Genomic DNA, 18,719 nt, shown 5'->3' with positions numbered 1-18,719 from the left:
CCTATTGTTAAAATTCATAAAACAGAGAAAATTGACCCATTGCAGGCCTGTTGACTTGCGTAGGAGTGGTACATTCGTATGTAATGGGATTTTGTGTAACATATAATATGCTGTATGGCAAGCTTAAAGGGTTCTTTTTGCGTTCTGTACTGCTGTTTATTGTTGCTTTTTTCTTTAAAATGACGCCTGTCTCGGCACAGGTCACCAATATTATTTTAAGTCCGACAGGTTCTTATTGCCAGGCCGCTACGGTGAGTGTTACATTTACGGTGGCCGGTTTAAGTTTAATCCCCACCACGACCATTGAAATCACCGATAATGCCAACACCAGCCTGGCCACCCTTTATACGGGTACCGGCTTGCTGAATCTTGGTGGTGGGCAATTCAGTATTAGTGTAACCATACCTTCTACAGCGGCTGTCGTTGGCACCAACAGGAAGTTCAAAATCTCTTATAGCGGCATATTGGGTAGTGGCACCGGCAATTCAAGCACCTTTACTATTTATGCCACAACAGTAGGCGGTAGTGTAACCGCGGCCCAGACAATTTGTAGCGGTACTGCACCGGCGAATCTTAGCCTAAGCGGGCAAACAGGATCGGTACTTAAATGGCAACAATCCAGTACCGCGGCTTTTACGACTGCTACGGATATTGCTGTAACGGCAGCTACGCTGCCCGGTGCCACGATCGGGCCGCTTTCGGCGACCACCTATTTCAGAGCGGTAGTGCAGAATGGAACCTGTGCCATCGTCAACTCCACTTCTGTTGCCATCACCGTTAATACCAGTCCTGCGGGTAGTTTGGCTACAGTTATCACCCCTTTATGTAAGGGACAACAGGTACAGTTACGCTTTAATGCCAGCCAGGGCACCGGCCCTTTTGCTTTAATTATTAATGGCAACACTTATAGTAGTATCGCTAGCGGTACGGCATTCAACGTCAATCCGAATGTAACCGCAACAACCTTGTTTAACCTCACTAAAATAACCGCAGCAAATGGTTGCGCTATACAAAACCCTTAAAACAAACAAATCTTAATCATTCACTTAAATGCACAAAAAGATGAGCACGAAAAATTACAAAATCAAACATTGGGCGCTCACGCCCGTACTGCTTTTGGCAGGGCTGTTTTTTCTGAATACGAAAACACAGGCACAGATCAGTTCCGTAACGGTAACCGTTCATGATTCTTCTTCCCTTACCTTACCCACAGTAGCGACCACAGCCGCTTCTGCGACTAGCTTTTGTACCGGAACCGGTACGACTTTAAGTATTAGTGGCGGACATCTGGGATCGGGTACACCGGCAGCGGATTGGAAATGGTATGCAGATGCCTGTCCTACCGGAGCGGCCACACCTATCGGTACCGGTGCTTCTATTACAGTAACACCGACCAATACGGGTACACAACCCATCACTAAAACGTATTATGTAAGAGCCGAAGGCGGTTTCTGTAATATCAATACTGCGTGTCTTCCCATAACCGTAACGATCAATCCGGTACCGGTTGTTACGGCACCGGCCAATCAGGTATATTGTGCGAATGCCACTGCACCGGCCACCACACTTACCGGTACACCAACAGGCGTTACTTATGCCATCAGCGGCGGTGCTAGTGTAGGCCTTGCCAATGCAACCGGACTGACGCAAATTCCATCATTTACCGCTACAAATGCTACCGGTGCTCCGGTTACGGCAACGGTTACCATTACCCCATCTGCCAATGGATGTACGGGTACACCGGTTACGTATACGATTACTGTAAATCCAACAGCAACGGTTGCTACGATCGCGGACATTACGAAGTGTAATGGTAATGTAGTACCGGCCATCAGCTTCTCTAGCAGTACAACAGGCGGAACGGTCACTTATTCCTGGACCAATGATAATGCTTCAATAGGCATTGCGGCCAGCGGAACGACGAGTTCGATCCCATCCTTTACTGCGACGAATGCTGCTTGTACCGATGCTGTCGCCAACATCGTCGTGACACCGATTTACACTAATGGTGGTTCAACCTGTAATGGTACGCCAACGACCTTTAAAGTTACCGTACATCCGACACCAAATGCAAGCTTGGCAGCGGTAGATCCGGCCTTGTGTCAGGGTACTGCAGTACAACTGAAATATACGGCTACTTGTGGTACCGGTCCGTTTAATCTTGAGATCAGACAAGATGCGGTTACTCCTTTCCAAACGTATAATGGCGTGACTAATGGTGCCAATATCACCATTACTCCAACACCTTCGGTTCAAGGAACGCATACTTATGACTTAATGAAAATAACCGATGCGAATGGTTGTACAAATCCTGTAACCCCATAATCATCCTGTTCTGCTTATAAATGAAAATTGGTTTTTCACATATTATACTATTCATCATACTCCTGAGCGGTACCCTTTGGGTGCCCTTCAGGAGTTATTCCCAGATCAACAGTACTTCTGTGTTGATCATGCCTAGTCCTGTCATTGATTCTGTAGGGTATCAATGTATCGGCTCGGCTCCGGTTCGGGTATATGTGTCTAATCAGATTTCACCTTGTATCTATTCTATTGAAAATACGATACCGGTCATTGCGCCTGTACCGGATAATAATACCGGTGCCTTTTATAATGTTTATGGTATTACCGATGCGGTCTTTAGGGTAAATAACGGGGCCTGCTATACCGATTATGCCGTACATTTTGACTGTAACGGTGCGCCATTACCCGTAACCCTTACAGACTTTTCGGCAATACTTTATCAGAAAAATAAGGCTTTGCTGAGCTGGACGGTAACAAAAGAGCTGGACATCCGGGAATATGAATTAGAACAATCCATAGACGGAATCTCCTTTGAGTACCTGAGTACAACAAGGGCAGATGGACAGAATAGCGATACCAGGACTTATACTTTTATTGATGAGCAGCTGACGCAGGGTTATAATTTCTATCGCTTAAAGATTGTAGCGGCAGATGGTGCTTTTCGGTACAGTCCGGTTCGGTTTGTGATCTACAGTGCAGAACGCGATATCGTCTGGTATCCTAACCCGACGGATAAGTATATCTATTTTGAATTTTATAATGAGCAAAATGCGGACATGATGCATATCGAGGTGTATAACAGTGTCGCCGGCAGCCAGTGGATAAAGCGATCCTACAAGCTACAACAGGGCGTCAATAAAATAGCGATAGATGTCAGTATGCTTGCAGATGGTATGTATCATATGGTCTATGCTATCGGTGATCATACGAAGCGAACGGGCACGATTAAGTTCGATAAGATAACCCGATAATGATCTTTTTGTGTATGCTTATAAAGCACCGGCGGGAAAGCCGGTGCTTTATTTTATCTATAGACTTATACCTTAATTTATATAACTTTGCATCCTTATGAACCTGCAAACATTGCAAGGGTTGTACCAATCTGATACCCGCTTGAAAGAATTAGCGGCCGCCCTTAGTTTACCCCAACCGAACCAATATACTTTAGAACAGCTTAAAGCAAATGCAATCAGCTTTGTGGCGCATGCCGTATGGCATCAGTCCGACGTGAATCATGTATTTGTACTGGATGACAAGGATGAGGCGGCCTATTTTCACAACGACTTTGAGCACCTGAGCGGTGCTTTAGATATATTCTTTTTTCCCGATTCGTATAAGAAGACAGGTGTATATACCGCAGTAAACAGCAGTCATATCATGCTGCGTACCGAAGCGCTTAATAAATGGAGCGGGGAAACCGTACATAAAAAAGTATTGGTTACCTATCCGGAGGCCTTGTTTGAAAAAGTGGTGCAAGCCAAAACCTTAAGCAAGAATGTGATCCAGATTGCGGTTAATCACATGTTAGATACCAAATCGCTTTTAGAACGATTGACGGGTTTAGGCTTCAAACATGAAGATTTTGTATACGAACCGGGGCAATTCGCCATTCGTGGTGGTATTCTGGATATTTATTCTTTCGGTAATGAACATCCTTATCGTATTGAGTTGTTCGGCAATGAGGTGGACAGCATACGTTTATTCAACCCGGAGACCCAGCTTTCTGAGCGAAAACTGTTACAGGTATCGATTTTGCCCAATATCGAAACCAATTTTGAAACAAAGGAAAAGGTATCCCTTTTAGACTTTATTCCGCAGAACACCGTATTCTGGTTTAAAGACCAGCAATTGCTGGAAGACAAACTGGCTTATTTTCAGTCGAAACTGGAAGAGCAACTTGCCCAGTCCGGTGGCGTCACGACCTATTCTGATGAAGAGGAAGAAACCAAAGAAATTACCCCTGAAGACTTTGAAGACATTCGTTACTGGATAGGAAAAATAAAGTCTTTTCACCATATTCATTTTAATAAACCCAAAGCGGGGGCTATGGTGATCCCCTTTAATACAGAACCACAACCAAGCTTTAACCGTAATTTCGATCTGCTGATCAGCAACCTGAAACGCTGGGCGGAGCAGAAATATACGCCATATATCTTTGCCGAAAATGCCAAACAACTGGAACGCTTAAGGGTCATCTTTGAAGATACCAATGCCAATGTCAGTTTTGTACCCGTTCCGGTATCGATCAGCAACGGATTTATCGATCATGATAAAAAGATATTGGTGTACACCGATCACCAGATCTTCCAGCGTTTTCATAAATACAAAATCAAGCAGGCCTATAGCAAAGGCAAGGCCATTACCATGAAATCTTTACGGGAACTACAACCCGGAGATTTTGTGAGCCATATCGATTATGGGGTAGGCGTGTACAGTGGCTTACAGAAAATTGATGTAAACGGTGCCGCGCAGGAAGCCGTGCGTATTCTTTATAAAGACAATGATGTATTGTATGTAAGTATTAATGCCTTACATAAAATATCAAAATATTCAGGTAAGGAAGGGACAAAACCTAAGGTAAATAAATTAGGCAGTGATGCCTGGGAACGCCTGAAAAGTAAAACAAAGAAACAGGTTAAGGATATTGCCGCAGATCTGATCCGGCTGTATGCAAAACGAAAATCTTCTGAAGGCTTTGCTTATAGTCCGGATAGTTATTTGCAAACAGAACTGGAAGCTTCGTTCTTTTACGAAGATACCCCTGATCAGTCCAAGGCCGTGGCCGATGTGAAACGCGATATGGAAGCCCTCAATCCGATGGACCGGCTAGTCTGTGGTGATGTGGGTTTTGGTAAGACAGAAGTTGCAGTCAGAGCTGCTTTCAAGGCGGTAGGAGATAGTAAACAGGTAGCTGTACTGGTGCCCACCACGATCTTGGCCTATCAGCACTTTCAGACCTTTAGTGAGCGTTTGAAAGAGTTTCCTTGTAATGTCGATTATATTAACCGTTTTAAGTCGGCCAAAGAGAAAAAAGAAACCCTGCAAAAACTGGAATCGGGAAAAATAGATATTCTTATTGGTACACATGCTTTGCTCAGCAAAGATGTGAAGTTTAAGGATTTGGGTTTGTTTATTATCGATGAGGAGCAAAAATTCGGCGTAGCCGCGAAGGAAAAACTGAGAGAACGAAAGCTCAATGTTGATACCCTGACACTCACGGCAACACCCATTCCACGTACTTTACAGTTCTCGCTCATGAGTGCGCGTGATCTGAGTATCATTAATACACCGCCACCGAACCGCCAGCCGGTGCATACCGAACTAATTGGTTTTGATGAAGCCTTTATCAGGGATGCCATCTACTATGAAACGGAGCGCGGCGGACAGGTCTATTTTATCCATAACCGGGTGCAAAGCCTGCCTTCCATGGCAGAAAAATTGAAGGCGCTTTGTCCTGATCTGGAAATTGCAGTTGCGCATGGACAAATGGAGGGATCCAAACTGGAGAAAACCTTACTTGATTTTATCAACTATAAATATGATGTAATCTGTTGCAGCAACATTGTGGAAAGTGGTGTGGACATTAGCAATGCCAATACAATCATCATTAATAATGCACATCATTTCGGACTGAGTGACCTGCATCAGCTGCGCGGCAGGGTAGGCCGAAGCAATAAGAAAGCATTTTGTTATTTAGTGGCGCCCTCTCTGCTTACCTTACCGAATGACAGCAGAAGGCGTTTGCAGATACTGGAACAGTTTAATGAGCTGGGCAGCGGATTTCAGATTGCGATGCGTGATTTGGATATACGCGGTGCAGGTAACCTTTTAGGCGGCGAGCAGAGCGGCTTTATTGCCGATATCGGTTTTGAAATGTACCAGAAAATACTGGCAGAAGCCATTCAGGAATTAAAATCGACGGACTTTAAAGATGTATTTGCTGCGGAACTGGATCGTAAAAAGGAATTTGTAACTGATTGTACGATTGATACCGATCTCGAAATACTAATACCGGAAACCTATGTAGCCAGCATTACAGAACGTTTATCGCTATACACGCAATTGGATGATCTGGATGCTACAGAAGACCTGAAAGCATTTGAAGATATGCTCATCGATCGCTTTGGACCGATGCCCGCGCAGGTCAGTGAGCTATTTACCGTAGTGCGTTGCCGTAAGATGGCGAAGGAGCTTGGTTTTGAAAAACTGATCATTAAGAATAAAGTGATGCGCCTGTATTTTATCAATAACCCGGATTCTCCTTATTATGAAAGTGAGACCTTTCATAAGATTATGGATTATATCCAAAGGGGTACGAATCAGGCCAAGATGAAACAAATAGGTACAGTATTCTTGCTGGTTGTGCAAAATATTCATACCATGGCAGATGTACAGTTTTTCCTCGAGGGAGCTGTATAAGGCAAACTGATTGGAATTTCTTATCTTCCATAAACATTTAGCACTTATGAAACGGATCTTATGGACGCTTATATTAATGCTATACCTGCATGCAGCTTGGGCTCAGGAGGAGCAGCCAATGCAAGTGCGGCGGCGTCCTTTAATTACCGCAGTATATGTACAGGGTAACCTTGGATTCAACTTTAATGGCGGTAAACAAGCCGGGTATGCATTGCACATCGGTATTTGGGATCGCTATGGCCTGCAAATAGGAAATGACGGACGATGGCTGGCTACAACACAACTGCCTTCCGATTATAAAGCAGATGCCAATTTCTGGGGAATGACACCGGTATTAAGAGACCGGTATCGAACACAATATATACGGGCATGCTGGACACCTTATCTTACCCGAAACCGCGGTTTGCAAGCCAATATACAGACCGGACCCGCTTTGTTTACTTTATTTGAACAGGCGTTTCGCCCCAGCCGGGGCATTCCCGGGCAGCGATCTCCCCGGGCCAATTATGACAATGAACGATTCAGGGAAAGTGTAGTACCGGCATGGTCGGCCTATATCGGCTTTAATTCCTTTCGGAATCAGTTTTCCGGTTTTTCTTTGGGCTGTACCGCGATTGTCAGTACAACAAAAAGTTTTTATGGCCTGCAATTCGGATGGCTGTTGGGGATGACCCGCACAAAAACGCGTCTTGCACCCAGGCAGGAAGTAGTACCTAATCCTTAAATAATTTTATGGAAATTGTTTAAGGCAAAATCTTTAGACAGATGGTCATTTTTTTTCGGTCAGAGGACGCAAACACAGTATAATATTTATTATTTTTAAGAAAAAGCGATATGGGTTTAATGATTCTTTTGATTGTATTAGCGCTTCATGCCGGATTAGCCTATTTGTGTATGCGTTATTTTAAAAGATTTACGGTGAAAAGCCGAAATCCTGCCTTACTGGATGTACTGATATTTTTCGGGGCATTACTTTTATTGCTCGCTATTTCCTTCTTTATTCTGATCAATAATATCTCCTTTGAGCGATAGGTCACCTCTTTTTTTGATGATTAAAATGGCAATACCCAGATTGATTAGTAAAGAGACCCATACATTAAGACCATAAAATAAGGAATATGAAAACAGATGTTCCTCATAGAACAGGTGCTTAATAATCCGGAAGGTTAGGGCCGTTGTCGTTATGGCATAACTCAAGACCATATAGTTTCGGTGCCGGATGATGTTCTTTTTCCGGATGGCCATAATGGCCACTACCGTAACATAGGCCCATAATAAATCCTGAACGATAAATCCTGAAATGCCTATAAGGCCGCCATTGGAAAAAATAGCCAGTACAAAACAGGCCGGAACATTTATCAACAGGATGTTGTACACATATATTTTCCCGGCTATTTTATGTATGTTCCGCTGTTCTTTTAAAAGTTGATTGGAGAATTGTGTCAATCCCGCTAACAGGCACACAATTATGGAGAAGATATGTATATAGAAGAAACATAACCAGTATTGATTGCCGATAACCTCCTGTTTGAATCTAAGGAAACCCACATCTGTACGGAATGAAAAATACTGCTTAATAGTATACAACATTAAAACACTAAAAAGCATAACTGAAATAAATGCAATCGGCTTTAGTATTTTTTTTATGTTGTCCCTATTCACTTGGTATCAGGATTGATTAAGCCCATTGCGCTAAAACGGGTTTGTAAATTGTAAAGACGTGTGCGCTGTTTTCTCAGGATTTTGGAAAGAGACTAATACTTTGCGTGCTGCCAAAGCTGAGTTCCACCTGATAACCCAAAGGCTGGTAATAGCTTTTAAGAATCGTAATAATCTTTTCTTTAGCCAACTCCTTATTTTTAGTGCTTTGTTCCATCTCTGTCCGCGACTGCTGATACAGTTTTTTCTGCACTTGATTATAGAGGTCATTGCTTTGTGCCTGCATCCATCCCTGTGTACTGCTGCTATTGGCTTTGTCCAGGCGCATTTCAAAACTCAACAGTTTGGGTTCCGGCAAATGAATTGAAACAACATTGTCCTTTTGAGTGATCTTAAGATCATTGGTATCCATGCTCACCCCGTACTTCGCGATATAAGGAATGCTGATCGTAACCGTATTTTCGATAAATAGTTTCCGAACGGCATCAGTCCAGCTCCCATCATTTGTCAGATTAGTCTGCGCGATTTGCGCATTCCCTTGTACTTCCAGGCTCGATAATTCGGCAATCTGCTTAATCAGGAGTTCATTAGTTGCGATATGCGTTATTTTAACGGAACCACTTTGTCTGCCGATAAAATAAGTAAGGGCAGCAATGCCCAGCATGAGGATAAGGAGTAGGAGCCAATGGCGTATTTTCATCAGGATAAAACAATTATGCTTGTAGCGAAAGAATTAGATTACTAGTGTTGCGCGCGCCTGCGGCGCGCGCAACACTAGTAATCATGTAAGGACTAAATACCCTTAAAATTTGCTTTTCTTTTTTCTAAAAAGGCTTGTATACCCTCGTCAAAATCTGCGGTATCGCCGCAGGCCGTTTGGTATTCTTCCTCCAGTGATAGTTGTTGGGTCAGGCTATGTGCCATAGACTGGTTTAAGGCCAGTTTGGTATAGCCAAGTGCCTTGGTTGGCATACTGGCCAGGTGCAAGGCGATTTTTTTACTTTCTTCCACAAACGTCTCTGCAGGGAAGTATTTATAGATCATCCCTAAACGTTCTGCTTCCTTCGCATCAATATTATCGGCCATCATCATCAGGGCAGACGCCTTTTGAAAACCAATCAGGCGAGGCAAAAAGAATGTGCCGCCACAATCCGGGATCAAGCCGATTTTACTAAATGCCTGTATAAATGTAGCATGCTCTACAGCCACCACTACATCACAACACAGTGCAATATTAGCACCTGCACCCGCAGCGACACCATTTACCGCACAGACTACCGGTTTTTCTATGTTTCTGATGCGCTCAATGATGGGGTTGTAATGTCCGTGCACGATACTTCTTAAAGAAGGTGCATCAGGATCCATGGCTTCAGACAAATCCTGGCCGGCACAAAATGCCTTGCCTTCGGCAGTCAGGTGTACCGCACGGATTTCATCATCGCGCATACACTCATCTAAAGCCTGTTGTAAGGCCAGCGCCATTTCTCTGTTGAAACTATTAAACTTTTCAGGACGATTTAAGGTAATAAACGCAACGTGGTCGCTTACGGTTTTCAATATAAAGCTCATAAAATATTTGTTTTCTCAAAGATAAAGCTTCTTACACAATTTCAACATCCCAATAAGGGGCTACAATATATTTTATCCTACCTTTGAAGGGTATTCTCCTGTTACAACTGACTATGAAAATAAATCAAAAAGAAGCGGCCCTGTTAGACAAGGCGATCGATAAATGGGAAGAAAATGCATTGATCAATCCTGATACGGCACATAAACTCAGGGCTTCCTATGAGTCTGATGCCGGCGATTATAAATCCCTGACTTTTTACGCTTTTATTGCGGCGGTATCGTGTGCACTCCTGGCTTTTGGTGCTTTGGTTTTAGATGAGAAATGGATTGAGCGGATGCGCCGTTACTTTGCCTTTTCCGAGATTACGATAGGCCTGATTTTTGCTGCACTTACCGTTGTCTTGATTTTCTATATCCGAAAACGGAAGCGGAAGTTTATAAACACCGTTTGGGCCAATGAATCACTGTGTATTTTGCTCGGTTTAAGTGCCTCGGTTGCCGTGGCTTATTTCGGCAAAGGTTTTTCCATGAATACAGACCAGTATTACTGGCTGATTTTTGCTACGGGTGCCGTTTTGGGTTATTTGGCTTTTGCCGTACAATCAAGATTACTTTGGATCGCGATGTTACTAACCTTCGGAGGATGGTGGGCGGCCTATACGGAAACCGCAGCCACCAATCATGGTGCCTTTTTCTGGGGCATGAATATGCCGCTGAGACTGACCTTATATGGCTTGCTGGTTCTATTAGTTGCCTATGCGATTAGGCGTATAAAACCTTTAGCTGATTTCGCCCCTTCCAGTTACTTTACCGGTTGGATCCTGTTCCTGTTTACGGCATGGGGTTTATCCATTTCGGGTAATTATTCCTTTCAGGAATGGACCAGTTTCCGGCAAAGCAGGGTATTGTTTTGGGCCATAGGGTATACGGTAGTACTGGTGGGTATACTGCTTTACGCCGTTAAACGCAAAGACAATAACCTGCGGGATATGGCCTTATTATTTCTCCTGCTCAATTTGTATACCCGCTATTTTGAATATTTCTGGGATGTAACCAATAAAGGAATTTTCTTTACCATCCTGGCCTTATCCTTTTGGCTTATCGGCCGGAAGCTGGAACAATATCGTAAAAAAACGGAGCGCTTAGATCCTTCATAAAATATAATTATTGTATATAAATGTCTATAGAGAAAAATATCATTCGTATTGCACAAGATACCATTGCTAATGAAATAGCGGCTTTAGAAAAGATGAAGCAGGCCATCAATCCGACTTTTGAAGCGGTGATCAATAGCTTGCATGCCTGCAATGGCAGGGTGGTGATCACGGGCATCGGAAAAAGTGCTTTGATCGCACAAAAGATCGTGGCGACAATGAACTCTACCGGTACGCCGGCCTTGTTTATGCATGCTGCAGATGCCATACATGGAGATTTAGGTATGATACAGGAAGATGATGTAGTGATCATCATTTCTAAGAGTGGGGAAAGCCCCGAGATTAAAGCATTAATTCCCTTTATCCGCAATTTCGGCAATAAAATTATCGCGATCTGTGGTAAGGATACGTCCTATTTAGCGACCCATGCCGATTATTTCCTGGATACAACTATTGATCAGGAAGCCTGCCCGAATAACCTGGCACCTACGACCAGTACTACCGCACAATTGGTCATGGGAGATGCCCTGGCCGTATGCTTGCTGCAACTCAAAGGATTTACGGCAAAAGACTTTGCCAAATATCATCCCGGAGGGGCTTTGGGCAAACGCCTTTACCTAAGGGTTGCAGATATGAGCGAACAGAATCCTAAACCATTTGTGACGGCCGATGCTAATTTGAAAGAAGTGATCTTATCTATTTCGGCCAATCGCCTGGGGGCTACAGCGGTGCTCGAAAACGATCGTTTGGTGGGGGTTATCACCGATGGAGATCTGCGTAGAATGTTGGAAAAGCATATCGATTTTACGACGCTAAGGGCCCTTGATATTTGTACCAAAAATCCCAAGACTGTAGAGGCTGATGATATGGCCGTTGTGGCACTGGAGCAATTGAGAACGTATAATATTACACAGTTGCTGGTAACTAAAGATGGTGCTTATGCGGGTATGGTACATTTACATGATTTAATTAAAGAAGGACTGATCTGATCGGCTTCTATAGAGGAACACATAATAAAAGCGCAATGAACTTAATCATTGCGCTTTCTCATACAAACCCAAACAAATCTACATCTCACTTATTTTACTGCATCTATCAGTTGTAGCAGCTCTGTTTCTTCTTTGTTTTCTTTATCAATTGCCTCTTGTGTCAGCGATAAAATACTTTTTGTTTCTTTATCCGGAACCAATTTAGAATCCCTGAGCTTTAGGCCAAACCATGCCACTGAGGAAGCGAGTTTAAAATCTTTACTGGATTGTTCCAGGGGTATTAGTGATTTGGTGATATTCTGTACTACGAGTTTACTCTTGGTTTCAGTGGGTTCTTTATAACGAAACTTTATTTGGGCAAGCTCGTTGTTGAAATTATGGCTGCTGTCCCTTACAAGATTGGTGTATTTTAAAGTCTCTGCTTTAACCGCGTATTTATCGTCAACTCCTGTAGGAATGATTTCATATAATGCCGTAACCGTGTGTCCGCTACCTAATTCTCCGGCATCAATGGCATCATTGGCAAAATCTTCTGCATTCAGTTTCCGGTTTTCATAACCGATCAGGCGGTAGGATTGTACATAAGCCGGGTTAAATTCAATTTGGATTTTTACATCTTTAGCAATGGCGAACATGGTACCTCCGAACTCTTTCTGGAGTATTTTGGTCGCTTCATTCATATTGTCAATATACGCATAGTTGCCATTGCCCTTGTCTGCCAGTATTTCCATTTTGCTATCCTTGTAGTTGCCCGTGCCAAAGCCCAAACAAGTGAGGAAGATATTGTCTTTCCTTTTCTCTTCAATCAATTCTTGCATACTTCGGTCATCAGAAACACCTACATTGAAATCACCGTCTGTAGCCAATATGATACGGTTATTGCCATTAGGGATAAAGTTTTGTTTAGCTATTTTATAAGCCAGCGTAATACCTTGCCCTCCTGCAGTACTTCCCCCGGCGGAAAGTCCATATATAGCACTCATGATTTTCTCTTTATTTGCCCCGCTGGTAGAGGGTAGCACGAGACCTGCCGCACCAGCATAGACTACAATGGCTACTCTATCCTGCTTCCTGAGTTTCATGGTCAGCATCTTAAGCGATTCAATTACATAGGGCAGTTTATTCGCCTCGTTCATAGAACCGGATACATCTATCAGAAAAACCAGATTGCTGGCAGGAATATTGTCGGTAGGAATCGTTCTGCCTTGTAAGCCTATTTTCAATAACTGATGTGTTCTATTCCAAGGGGCAATACTATATTCTGTATTTATAGAAAAGGGTGTTCCTGCCTGCGGCTGCGGATAATGATATTCAAAATAATTGATCATTTCTTCTACGCGCACTGCATCTTTTGGTACACTATTTCCCTCGGTAATAAAGCGGCGGACATTAGCATAGGAAGCCCGGTCTACATCAATAGAAAAGGTAGAAAGTGGATTATTCATGGGATTCTCAAACTTGTTTTCTTCAAACATTTCATAAGATTCATTTGAAATGCCAACTTTTCTCAATTCTTTGTTAGTTAGTAATTCATTCACTTGTTGTTGCAGGTCAGGAAGCTCATTTTCGTCTTTATACTTACCCGATAAAGCATCAATTAAATTTCCGGATAACTTATAGTTGTTACTGCTACCCTTTGTGGTGATATCAATCACACCGTTGGCTCCACGTGCTCCGTAGCGCGCTTTTGCAGCAGCATCTTTTAATACAACCATATTTGCCACGTCATTAGGATTAATAGAAACCAGTGTGCCGTCATATGGCATGCCATCCAAAACGATAAGTGGCGCTGTACTCGCATTTAAAGAGCCTTGGCCCCGTATCATAATATCCGGAGCAGAACCCGGTTGTCCGCTGCCCGTTGTAACGAGCACTCCCGGAGCGGCACCGGATAAAGCATTGGCAATATTGGTAATAGGTCTTTTCTGAATATCTGAGGAGGTAATCGTACTAATGGAACCGGTATAGCTTCTCTTATCTATTTTTGTCGCATAAACGTTTACCGAGCTTAATTCTTGTTGGGAGGCTAAATTGGTTTGGCTGGGTTCTGCAGATATTTTAAATGGTTTTTCCGCGGTAACATAAGCCTTCCCTGCCTGATTACTGGTGCCATTTGATGATGGATTGGTTTGCAGCACGATCGTATGACTGGATAATAAATCCTGTTTATTAATGCGCTGTCTTACGCTACCATAAGCAACATATAAAGGGACCGTATCTGCAAGCTCGATTTGAAACACACCATCAATTTGGGTTTGTATACTGTTGCTATGCTCTCCCTGGGTATAGACAATTGCGCCCATAACGGGGTTGCCTTCCTGGTCTTGTATCAATCCTTTGTATTGCTGTATAGCACCTTTTTGAGTCGTATTATTTATTACGACTATCGCTTTGCCTGTTGTGTCCGTAAGCGGCTCCTTTTTCTGTGCTACATAGGGAACCTCTGGAATAGGGGTGCCCGTTTTTGATGGTGCTGCTGGCGCTTTTTGAACGCCTTTATTGTTAGCGATTACTTTTGGCGTATCTTCTTCTGCTGCTGTAGCAGGGGTGTTATTGTTAATTATTGCGGCTTTATCTTCTTTGGTTATCGTCTGTTGCCGCTCTGTAGGGGTTTCCTCTTTATTTAGCTGCCATACCAACCCAATGCCCAGTAATAGTACTAAAGAAGCGGCAATATAGCGAAATGCAGGAAGCATCAATACCCGTTTTTTCGGACGTTCTTCCAACCGTGCTTCTACCCGCGCCCAAAGGCTTTCCTGTAGGGGAAAAGCATCCTGCTCATCCTGCTCCGCCGCGGTTTTAAACTGATCGAATAATTTATTTTGCGATTCCATTGTTTGTTGATTTTTGATAATAATAAGCATTAACCAAATGTTGCAATTTGTTCTTAGCAACGTTTAACTGGGACTTTGAAGTCCCCTCCGAGATGTCCAGCATACTTGCGATCTCCTTATGGGCATAACCTTCTATAGCAAAGAGATTAAAGATCGAGCGGCATCCGTCCGGGAGGAACTGGAGCAATTGCAGCAGATCCTTGTGTTCGACCTCATGATGAGCAGAGCGGTCATATGCCGGCTCTTGCTTGATGTCATCTAAGGAAAGATTGAAGTTTACCTGCTTGCGCAAGAGCTGCAGGCATTGGTTCACGGCAATTTTTCTTGCCCAGGAGACCAGCGCTTCGACCGCTTTGAGGGTATGCATTTTCGTAAAGATCGTTACAAAGGCTTCTGACAATACATCTTCAATCTCCTCATTTTGCTTCAGGTATCGTTTACAGGTGCTATAGAGCTTAGGTGCCAGGTAATCATACACCGCCCTTTGCGCCTGTCGGTTGCCCGACTTGCATTCGTTTAAAAGGGGTTCGTTTATCACAATTGATTGCTTTTTATATAAGGATGCACTTACAAGCCTATAGGTTGGAATGGAATGTTATTATTTTCTAAAATTAAGGCAAAAGCCAGGAAATAGCTGCGCTAAAATGCTTTCTTTACCAACGCCTGCAGGCATTACAAAGTCTTGATAGGCAAATGCCATATACAGTGTATGCTTTGAACTGCTACATATGTTACAGCCCATACGACACAAACCACACTAAATACTTTTATGAACCTTCGCTTTGCTCCTTTCATTCTTCTGATGTGCTTATCTTTTGGTCTTGTTACAAGCGGCTTCGCGCAATACACCATAAGCGGCCGGGTACAGCAGCACAACTCCGAAGACCTGATCGCGGCTTTTGTATCAGTAAGTCTGTCTTCCGATACTAACCAGGTGGTACAGGTAGCGACGACCGATGAGGAAGGCCGCTTTTCCCTGGCTGTGCAAAAAGAAATGTATATGCTGAGCATCAGCTATTGGGGGCAAACGCTTTATCGACAAACCCTTAGCGTAGATCAATCTGTAGATTTAGGAATACTGAAAGTTGAGGATATTCAAACCAAAGAATTAGATGCCGTACAGGTAAAAGGAATGAGGCCCGGCCTGCGTATGGAGGAAGGGAAGCTGATTTTTAGTCCGCAGAACGTATCTGCCGGTAGCGTGTTTGACCTGCTGAAAGTCGTGCCCATGCTTTCTGTTGTCGATGATGCCATTACCATCGTGGGAAAAGGAGCGGCAAATGTCATGATTAATGGCAAATGGCAGCGCATGGATCCCGGCCAACTGGCCTTATACCTGAAATCCCTGCCGGCACAGCAGATAGAGAAAATTGAAATCATTAAAAATCCATCGGCGGCGCTGGATGCCGAAAGCCGTAACGGTTATATTAATATTGTACTGAAAGGTAATAGAGATAAAGGTATAATGGGTACAGGTTCGCTTACTTTAAGTCATGCAAAATATTTTAGTCAGCAGGCAGATGTCAACCTGAATGCAAATTTTGGTAAATGGCAGATGAATGCGACGCTAGGTTTCGCCAACCGGAAATCCTGGATGTATGGCACGAATGATATTTATTTTGTCGCGCAGCATTGGAGAGAAGATAATACACAAATCGGAAAGACACAAGCTCCTTCATTGGCGCTTGGAGTGGATTATGCAATTAATAAAAAACAGGCTATAGGTGCTTCTCTATTATGGAACCGCTCGGATCGGAATAATACAGAAGCCAACAAAACGCAAATCTACAACCAGTCTGTGATAGCAGATTCTAGTCTCTTAATGTCGGGGGTGAATCCGGAAAATATGGAGAGCTATGCCTGGAACCTTAATTATGTGTACCAGTTTGATACCAGCGGAAAGAAAATAAGGTTTGATCTTGATCAGTTCGCGAACCGCTTTGACCGCGAGCAAGAATTTTTGTATTTCAATTTTGATAAAGATGGCATACAGACCGGCATGTCCAATCCCTATCAATCCGGTAATGGCCAGCATATGGATATTACTACCGCTAATCTTGGTGTAGACTTACCGCTAAGCATGGCCACCTTTTCTTTTGGTGGAAAACTTACCTTTATCCGTAATCGGAACAAGACCTCATTTTATGAATATAGTAATCACGACTGGGTGCCGGATCCGCAACGCTTTGATCATTTTCAATATGATGAAAATACACAGGCAGTATATATAAAAGCGGCCAAAACAATCAGGCAGTGGAGTATGATGTTTGGATTAAGAGCCGAAAACACACAAACAAAAGGATGGAGCGAGGTGTATCAGACGAAGGCGCTTAATCAATACTTTCAACTATTTCCCTCCGCAGACCTGAGTTATAACCCAAATGAGCAGAATGCTTTTAGCCTGAACTATGCCCGTCGTATAGACCGGCCGCAGTTCGGAATGGTCAATCCGTTTCGTTGGTATCATAGTCAGTATGCGTATACCCATGGAAACCCTTCCGTACAACCATACTTTAGCCATAACATAGAGTTGACGTATATTTATCTGCAAAAATGGACCGGTAACCTTAGCTATTATCGTTCCCGTGATGCCTTTAGTGAGATTGAACTTACCAAACTGAATACCCCTCTGCGCGAAACCATAGTAGACAATTTTTTAGGTTATGATTTGCTGAGCCTTAATCTGAGTGCCAACCATAATCTTTTCGGACGATGGTTATTGACGCCTCAGCTAAGCTTGTCCCATTATAACATTAAGTCGACCAGGGCCGAAGTGCCCGATAGCAAGAGCTTTTCCGGCTATGCATCCCTGTATAATCAGTTTAGCATAACCAAAAAGAAGAACCTATTGCTAGACCTAAGCGGGTATTATATCTTTCCGAATAATGCCGGGGTAATGCAGTTCCGCAATACCTGGAGCGTAAGTACCGGGCTTACCTATCGCCTGCTGGACAATAAACTCGCCATGAGCCTGAATGCAAATGATTTATTCAAAACAGGCGTGATGCGGTATCATTCAACCGTCAACACTATTTTAAGAGCACGTTATGTTTACCGTGATTCCCGATACCTTTCCCTGACGCTGCGATATACGTTCAACAGCGGAAAAGCAAAGCCTAAAGAAGAGACGCCCAAAGCTAACCAGGAGGAGATGAACCGGATCTAAACCACTTTTGAACTTGCGCTGCATGCTTCAGTGATGTTATGCCGGAAGGTGCTTTAAAAAGTCATAGATTGCTTTCCAGGAAGTTGTTTTTAAAGCAATCGTAGTATCCAGGCGTTCTTTATGATCAATTTCGTGTGCGCCCAATAGCTCGTCGTTGGCGATAAAAATGGCCTTAGCACCGAGATTGTAAGCCAATTGTACATCAGTTATCCGATCGCCGATCACGAAAGAATGGGCCAAATCATAATCTTCATTATTGATATAGGACAACAACATGCCGATACCCGGTTTTCGGGTCGGTTTTTGTTCCTGCCGGAAGGATTTGTCAATAAAAACCTGTGAAAAATAAACCCCCTCATTGGCAAAGGATTTCATAATAAAATCATGTGCCGGCCAGAATCCCTCTTCCGGGAAGGAATCAGTACCCAAGCCGTCCTGGTTCGTCACCAACACCAATTCAAAATCCAGTTCTTTTGCAATCCGGGACAGGTATTGAAAGACTTCAGGATAAAAGATGACTTTATCAAGACTGTTGATCTGATAATCCTCCGGTTCCAGCACCAAAGTGCCATCCCGGTCAACAAAGAGTATTTTCTGCATCTTTTTTTATTTAAAGTTGCACAAT

14 protein-coding genes are annotated in these 18,719 nt (G+C 43.3%); 8 read left to right on the top strand and 6 right to left on the bottom strand.

What is annotated here, in order from left to right; translation table 11 throughout:
• The first annotated feature begins 137 nt into the window (after nucleotides 1-137).
• From DBR32_RS06710 to DBR32_RS06690, 5 genes are all read left to right on the top strand, one after another.
• The gene (locus DBR32_RS06710) at nucleotides 138-1,022 is read left to right on the top strand and encodes a hypothetical protein (RefSeq protein ID WP_124635522.1); all 885 of its coding nucleotides are present in this window, start codon (nucleotides 138-140) and stop codon (nucleotides 1,020-1,022) included.
• A gap of 40 nt (nucleotides 1,023-1,062) precedes the next feature.
• Complete coding sequence (locus DBR32_RS06705) at nucleotides 1,063-2,325, top strand: PKD-like domain-containing protein (protein WP_124635521.1); 1,263 nt, start codon at nucleotides 1,063-1,065, stop codon at nucleotides 2,323-2,325.
• 20 nt (nucleotides 2,326-2,345) lie between these two features.
• Nucleotides 2,346-3,275 (top strand): T9SS type A sorting domain-containing protein, encoded by a 930-nt coding sequence (locus DBR32_RS06700; protein WP_124635520.1) that lies wholly within the window; start codon nucleotides 2,346-2,348, stop codon nucleotides 3,273-3,275.
• A 97-nt stretch (nucleotides 3,276-3,372) separates the two neighbouring features.
• Entirely contained in the window at nucleotides 3,373-6,723 is a 3,351-nt protein-coding gene (gene mfd / locus DBR32_RS06695; RefSeq protein WP_124635519.1) for a transcription-repair coupling factor, read from the top strand.
• Between the two features lie 46 nt (nucleotides 6,724-6,769).
• Nucleotides 6,770-7,447 carry a hypothetical protein gene (locus tag DBR32_RS06690; protein WP_124635518.1) on the top strand — a complete coding sequence of 226 codons (678 nt, stop codon included), beginning with the start codon at nucleotides 6,770-6,772 and terminating at the stop codon, nucleotides 7,445-7,447.
• A gap of 251 nt (nucleotides 7,448-7,698) precedes the next feature.
• Here DBR32_RS06690 and DBR32_RS06685 read toward each other — a convergent pair whose 3' ends face one another.
• From DBR32_RS06685 to DBR32_RS06675, 3 genes are all read right to left on the bottom strand, one after another.
• Nucleotides 7,699-8,313 (bottom strand): DUF2306 domain-containing protein, encoded by a 615-nt coding sequence (locus tag DBR32_RS06685; RefSeq protein ID WP_158605928.1) that lies wholly within the window; start codon nucleotides 8,311-8,313, stop codon nucleotides 7,699-7,701.
• Nucleotides 8,314-8,458: 145 nt separating this feature from the next.
• Nucleotides 8,459-9,082 carry a DUF4230 domain-containing protein gene (locus DBR32_RS06680; RefSeq protein ID WP_124635516.1) on the bottom strand — a complete coding sequence of 208 codons (624 nt, stop codon included), beginning with the start codon at nucleotides 9,080-9,082 and terminating at the stop codon, nucleotides 8,459-8,461.
• 92 nt (nucleotides 9,083-9,174) lie between these two features.
• Nucleotides 9,175-9,951, bottom strand: coding sequence for an enoyl-CoA hydratase-related protein (locus DBR32_RS06675; RefSeq protein ID WP_124635515.1), 777 nt, complete (start codon nucleotides 9,949-9,951; stop codon nucleotides 9,175-9,177).
• A 113-nt stretch (nucleotides 9,952-10,064) separates the two neighbouring features.
• On the opposite strand from DBR32_RS06675, the gene DBR32_RS06670 reads away from it, so the two are divergent.
• Both DBR32_RS06670 and DBR32_RS06665 read left to right on the top strand, forming a co-directional pair.
• Nucleotides 10,065-11,108 carry a hypothetical protein gene (locus tag DBR32_RS06670; RefSeq protein WP_124635514.1) on the top strand — a complete coding sequence of 348 codons (1,044 nt, stop codon included), beginning with the start codon at nucleotides 10,065-10,067 and terminating at the stop codon, nucleotides 11,106-11,108.
• Nucleotides 11,109-11,128: 20 nt separating this feature from the next.
• Nucleotides 11,129-12,094 (top strand): SIS domain-containing protein, encoded by a 966-nt coding sequence (locus DBR32_RS06665; protein ID WP_124635513.1) that lies wholly within the window; start codon nucleotides 11,129-11,131, stop codon nucleotides 12,092-12,094.
• A gap of 89 nt (nucleotides 12,095-12,183) precedes the next feature.
• Here DBR32_RS06665 and DBR32_RS15715 read toward each other — a convergent pair whose 3' ends face one another.
• Together DBR32_RS15715 and DBR32_RS06655 are read right to left on the bottom strand one after the other, a co-directional pair.
• Entirely contained in the window at nucleotides 12,184-14,928 is a 2,745-nt protein-coding gene (locus tag DBR32_RS15715; protein WP_233559678.1) for a VWA domain-containing protein, read from the bottom strand.
• The gene (locus DBR32_RS06655; protein WP_124635512.1) at nucleotides 14,912-15,466 is read right to left on the bottom strand and encodes an RNA polymerase sigma factor; all 555 of its coding nucleotides are present in this window, start codon (nucleotides 15,464-15,466) and stop codon (nucleotides 14,912-14,914) included. The genes DBR32_RS15715 and DBR32_RS06655 overlap by 17 nt, the downstream gene beginning before the upstream one ends.
• Before the next feature lie 231 nt (nucleotides 15,467-15,697).
• Between DBR32_RS06655 and DBR32_RS06650 the strand changes: the two genes are divergently transcribed.
• Entirely contained in the window at nucleotides 15,698-18,094 is a 2,397-nt protein-coding gene (locus DBR32_RS06650) for a TonB-dependent receptor (protein WP_124635511.1), read from the top strand.
• A 36-nt stretch (nucleotides 18,095-18,130) separates the two neighbouring features.
• Here the strand turns inward: DBR32_RS06650 and hisB are convergent, their stop codons facing one another.
• Entirely contained in the window at nucleotides 18,131-18,694 is a 564-nt protein-coding gene (gene hisB, locus DBR32_RS06645; protein WP_124635510.1) for a histidinol-phosphatase, read from the bottom strand.
• Nucleotides 18,695-18,719 lie beyond the last annotated feature (25 nt).

The organism is Taibaiella sp. KBW10 (assembly GCF_003852495.1).
Taxonomy (GTDB): Bacteria; Bacteroidota; Bacteroidia; order Chitinophagales; family Chitinophagaceae; genus Edaphocola.
The sequence above is the reverse complement of the archived record's forward strand: the minus strand, read 5'-3'. Positions and strand labels throughout refer to the sequence as shown.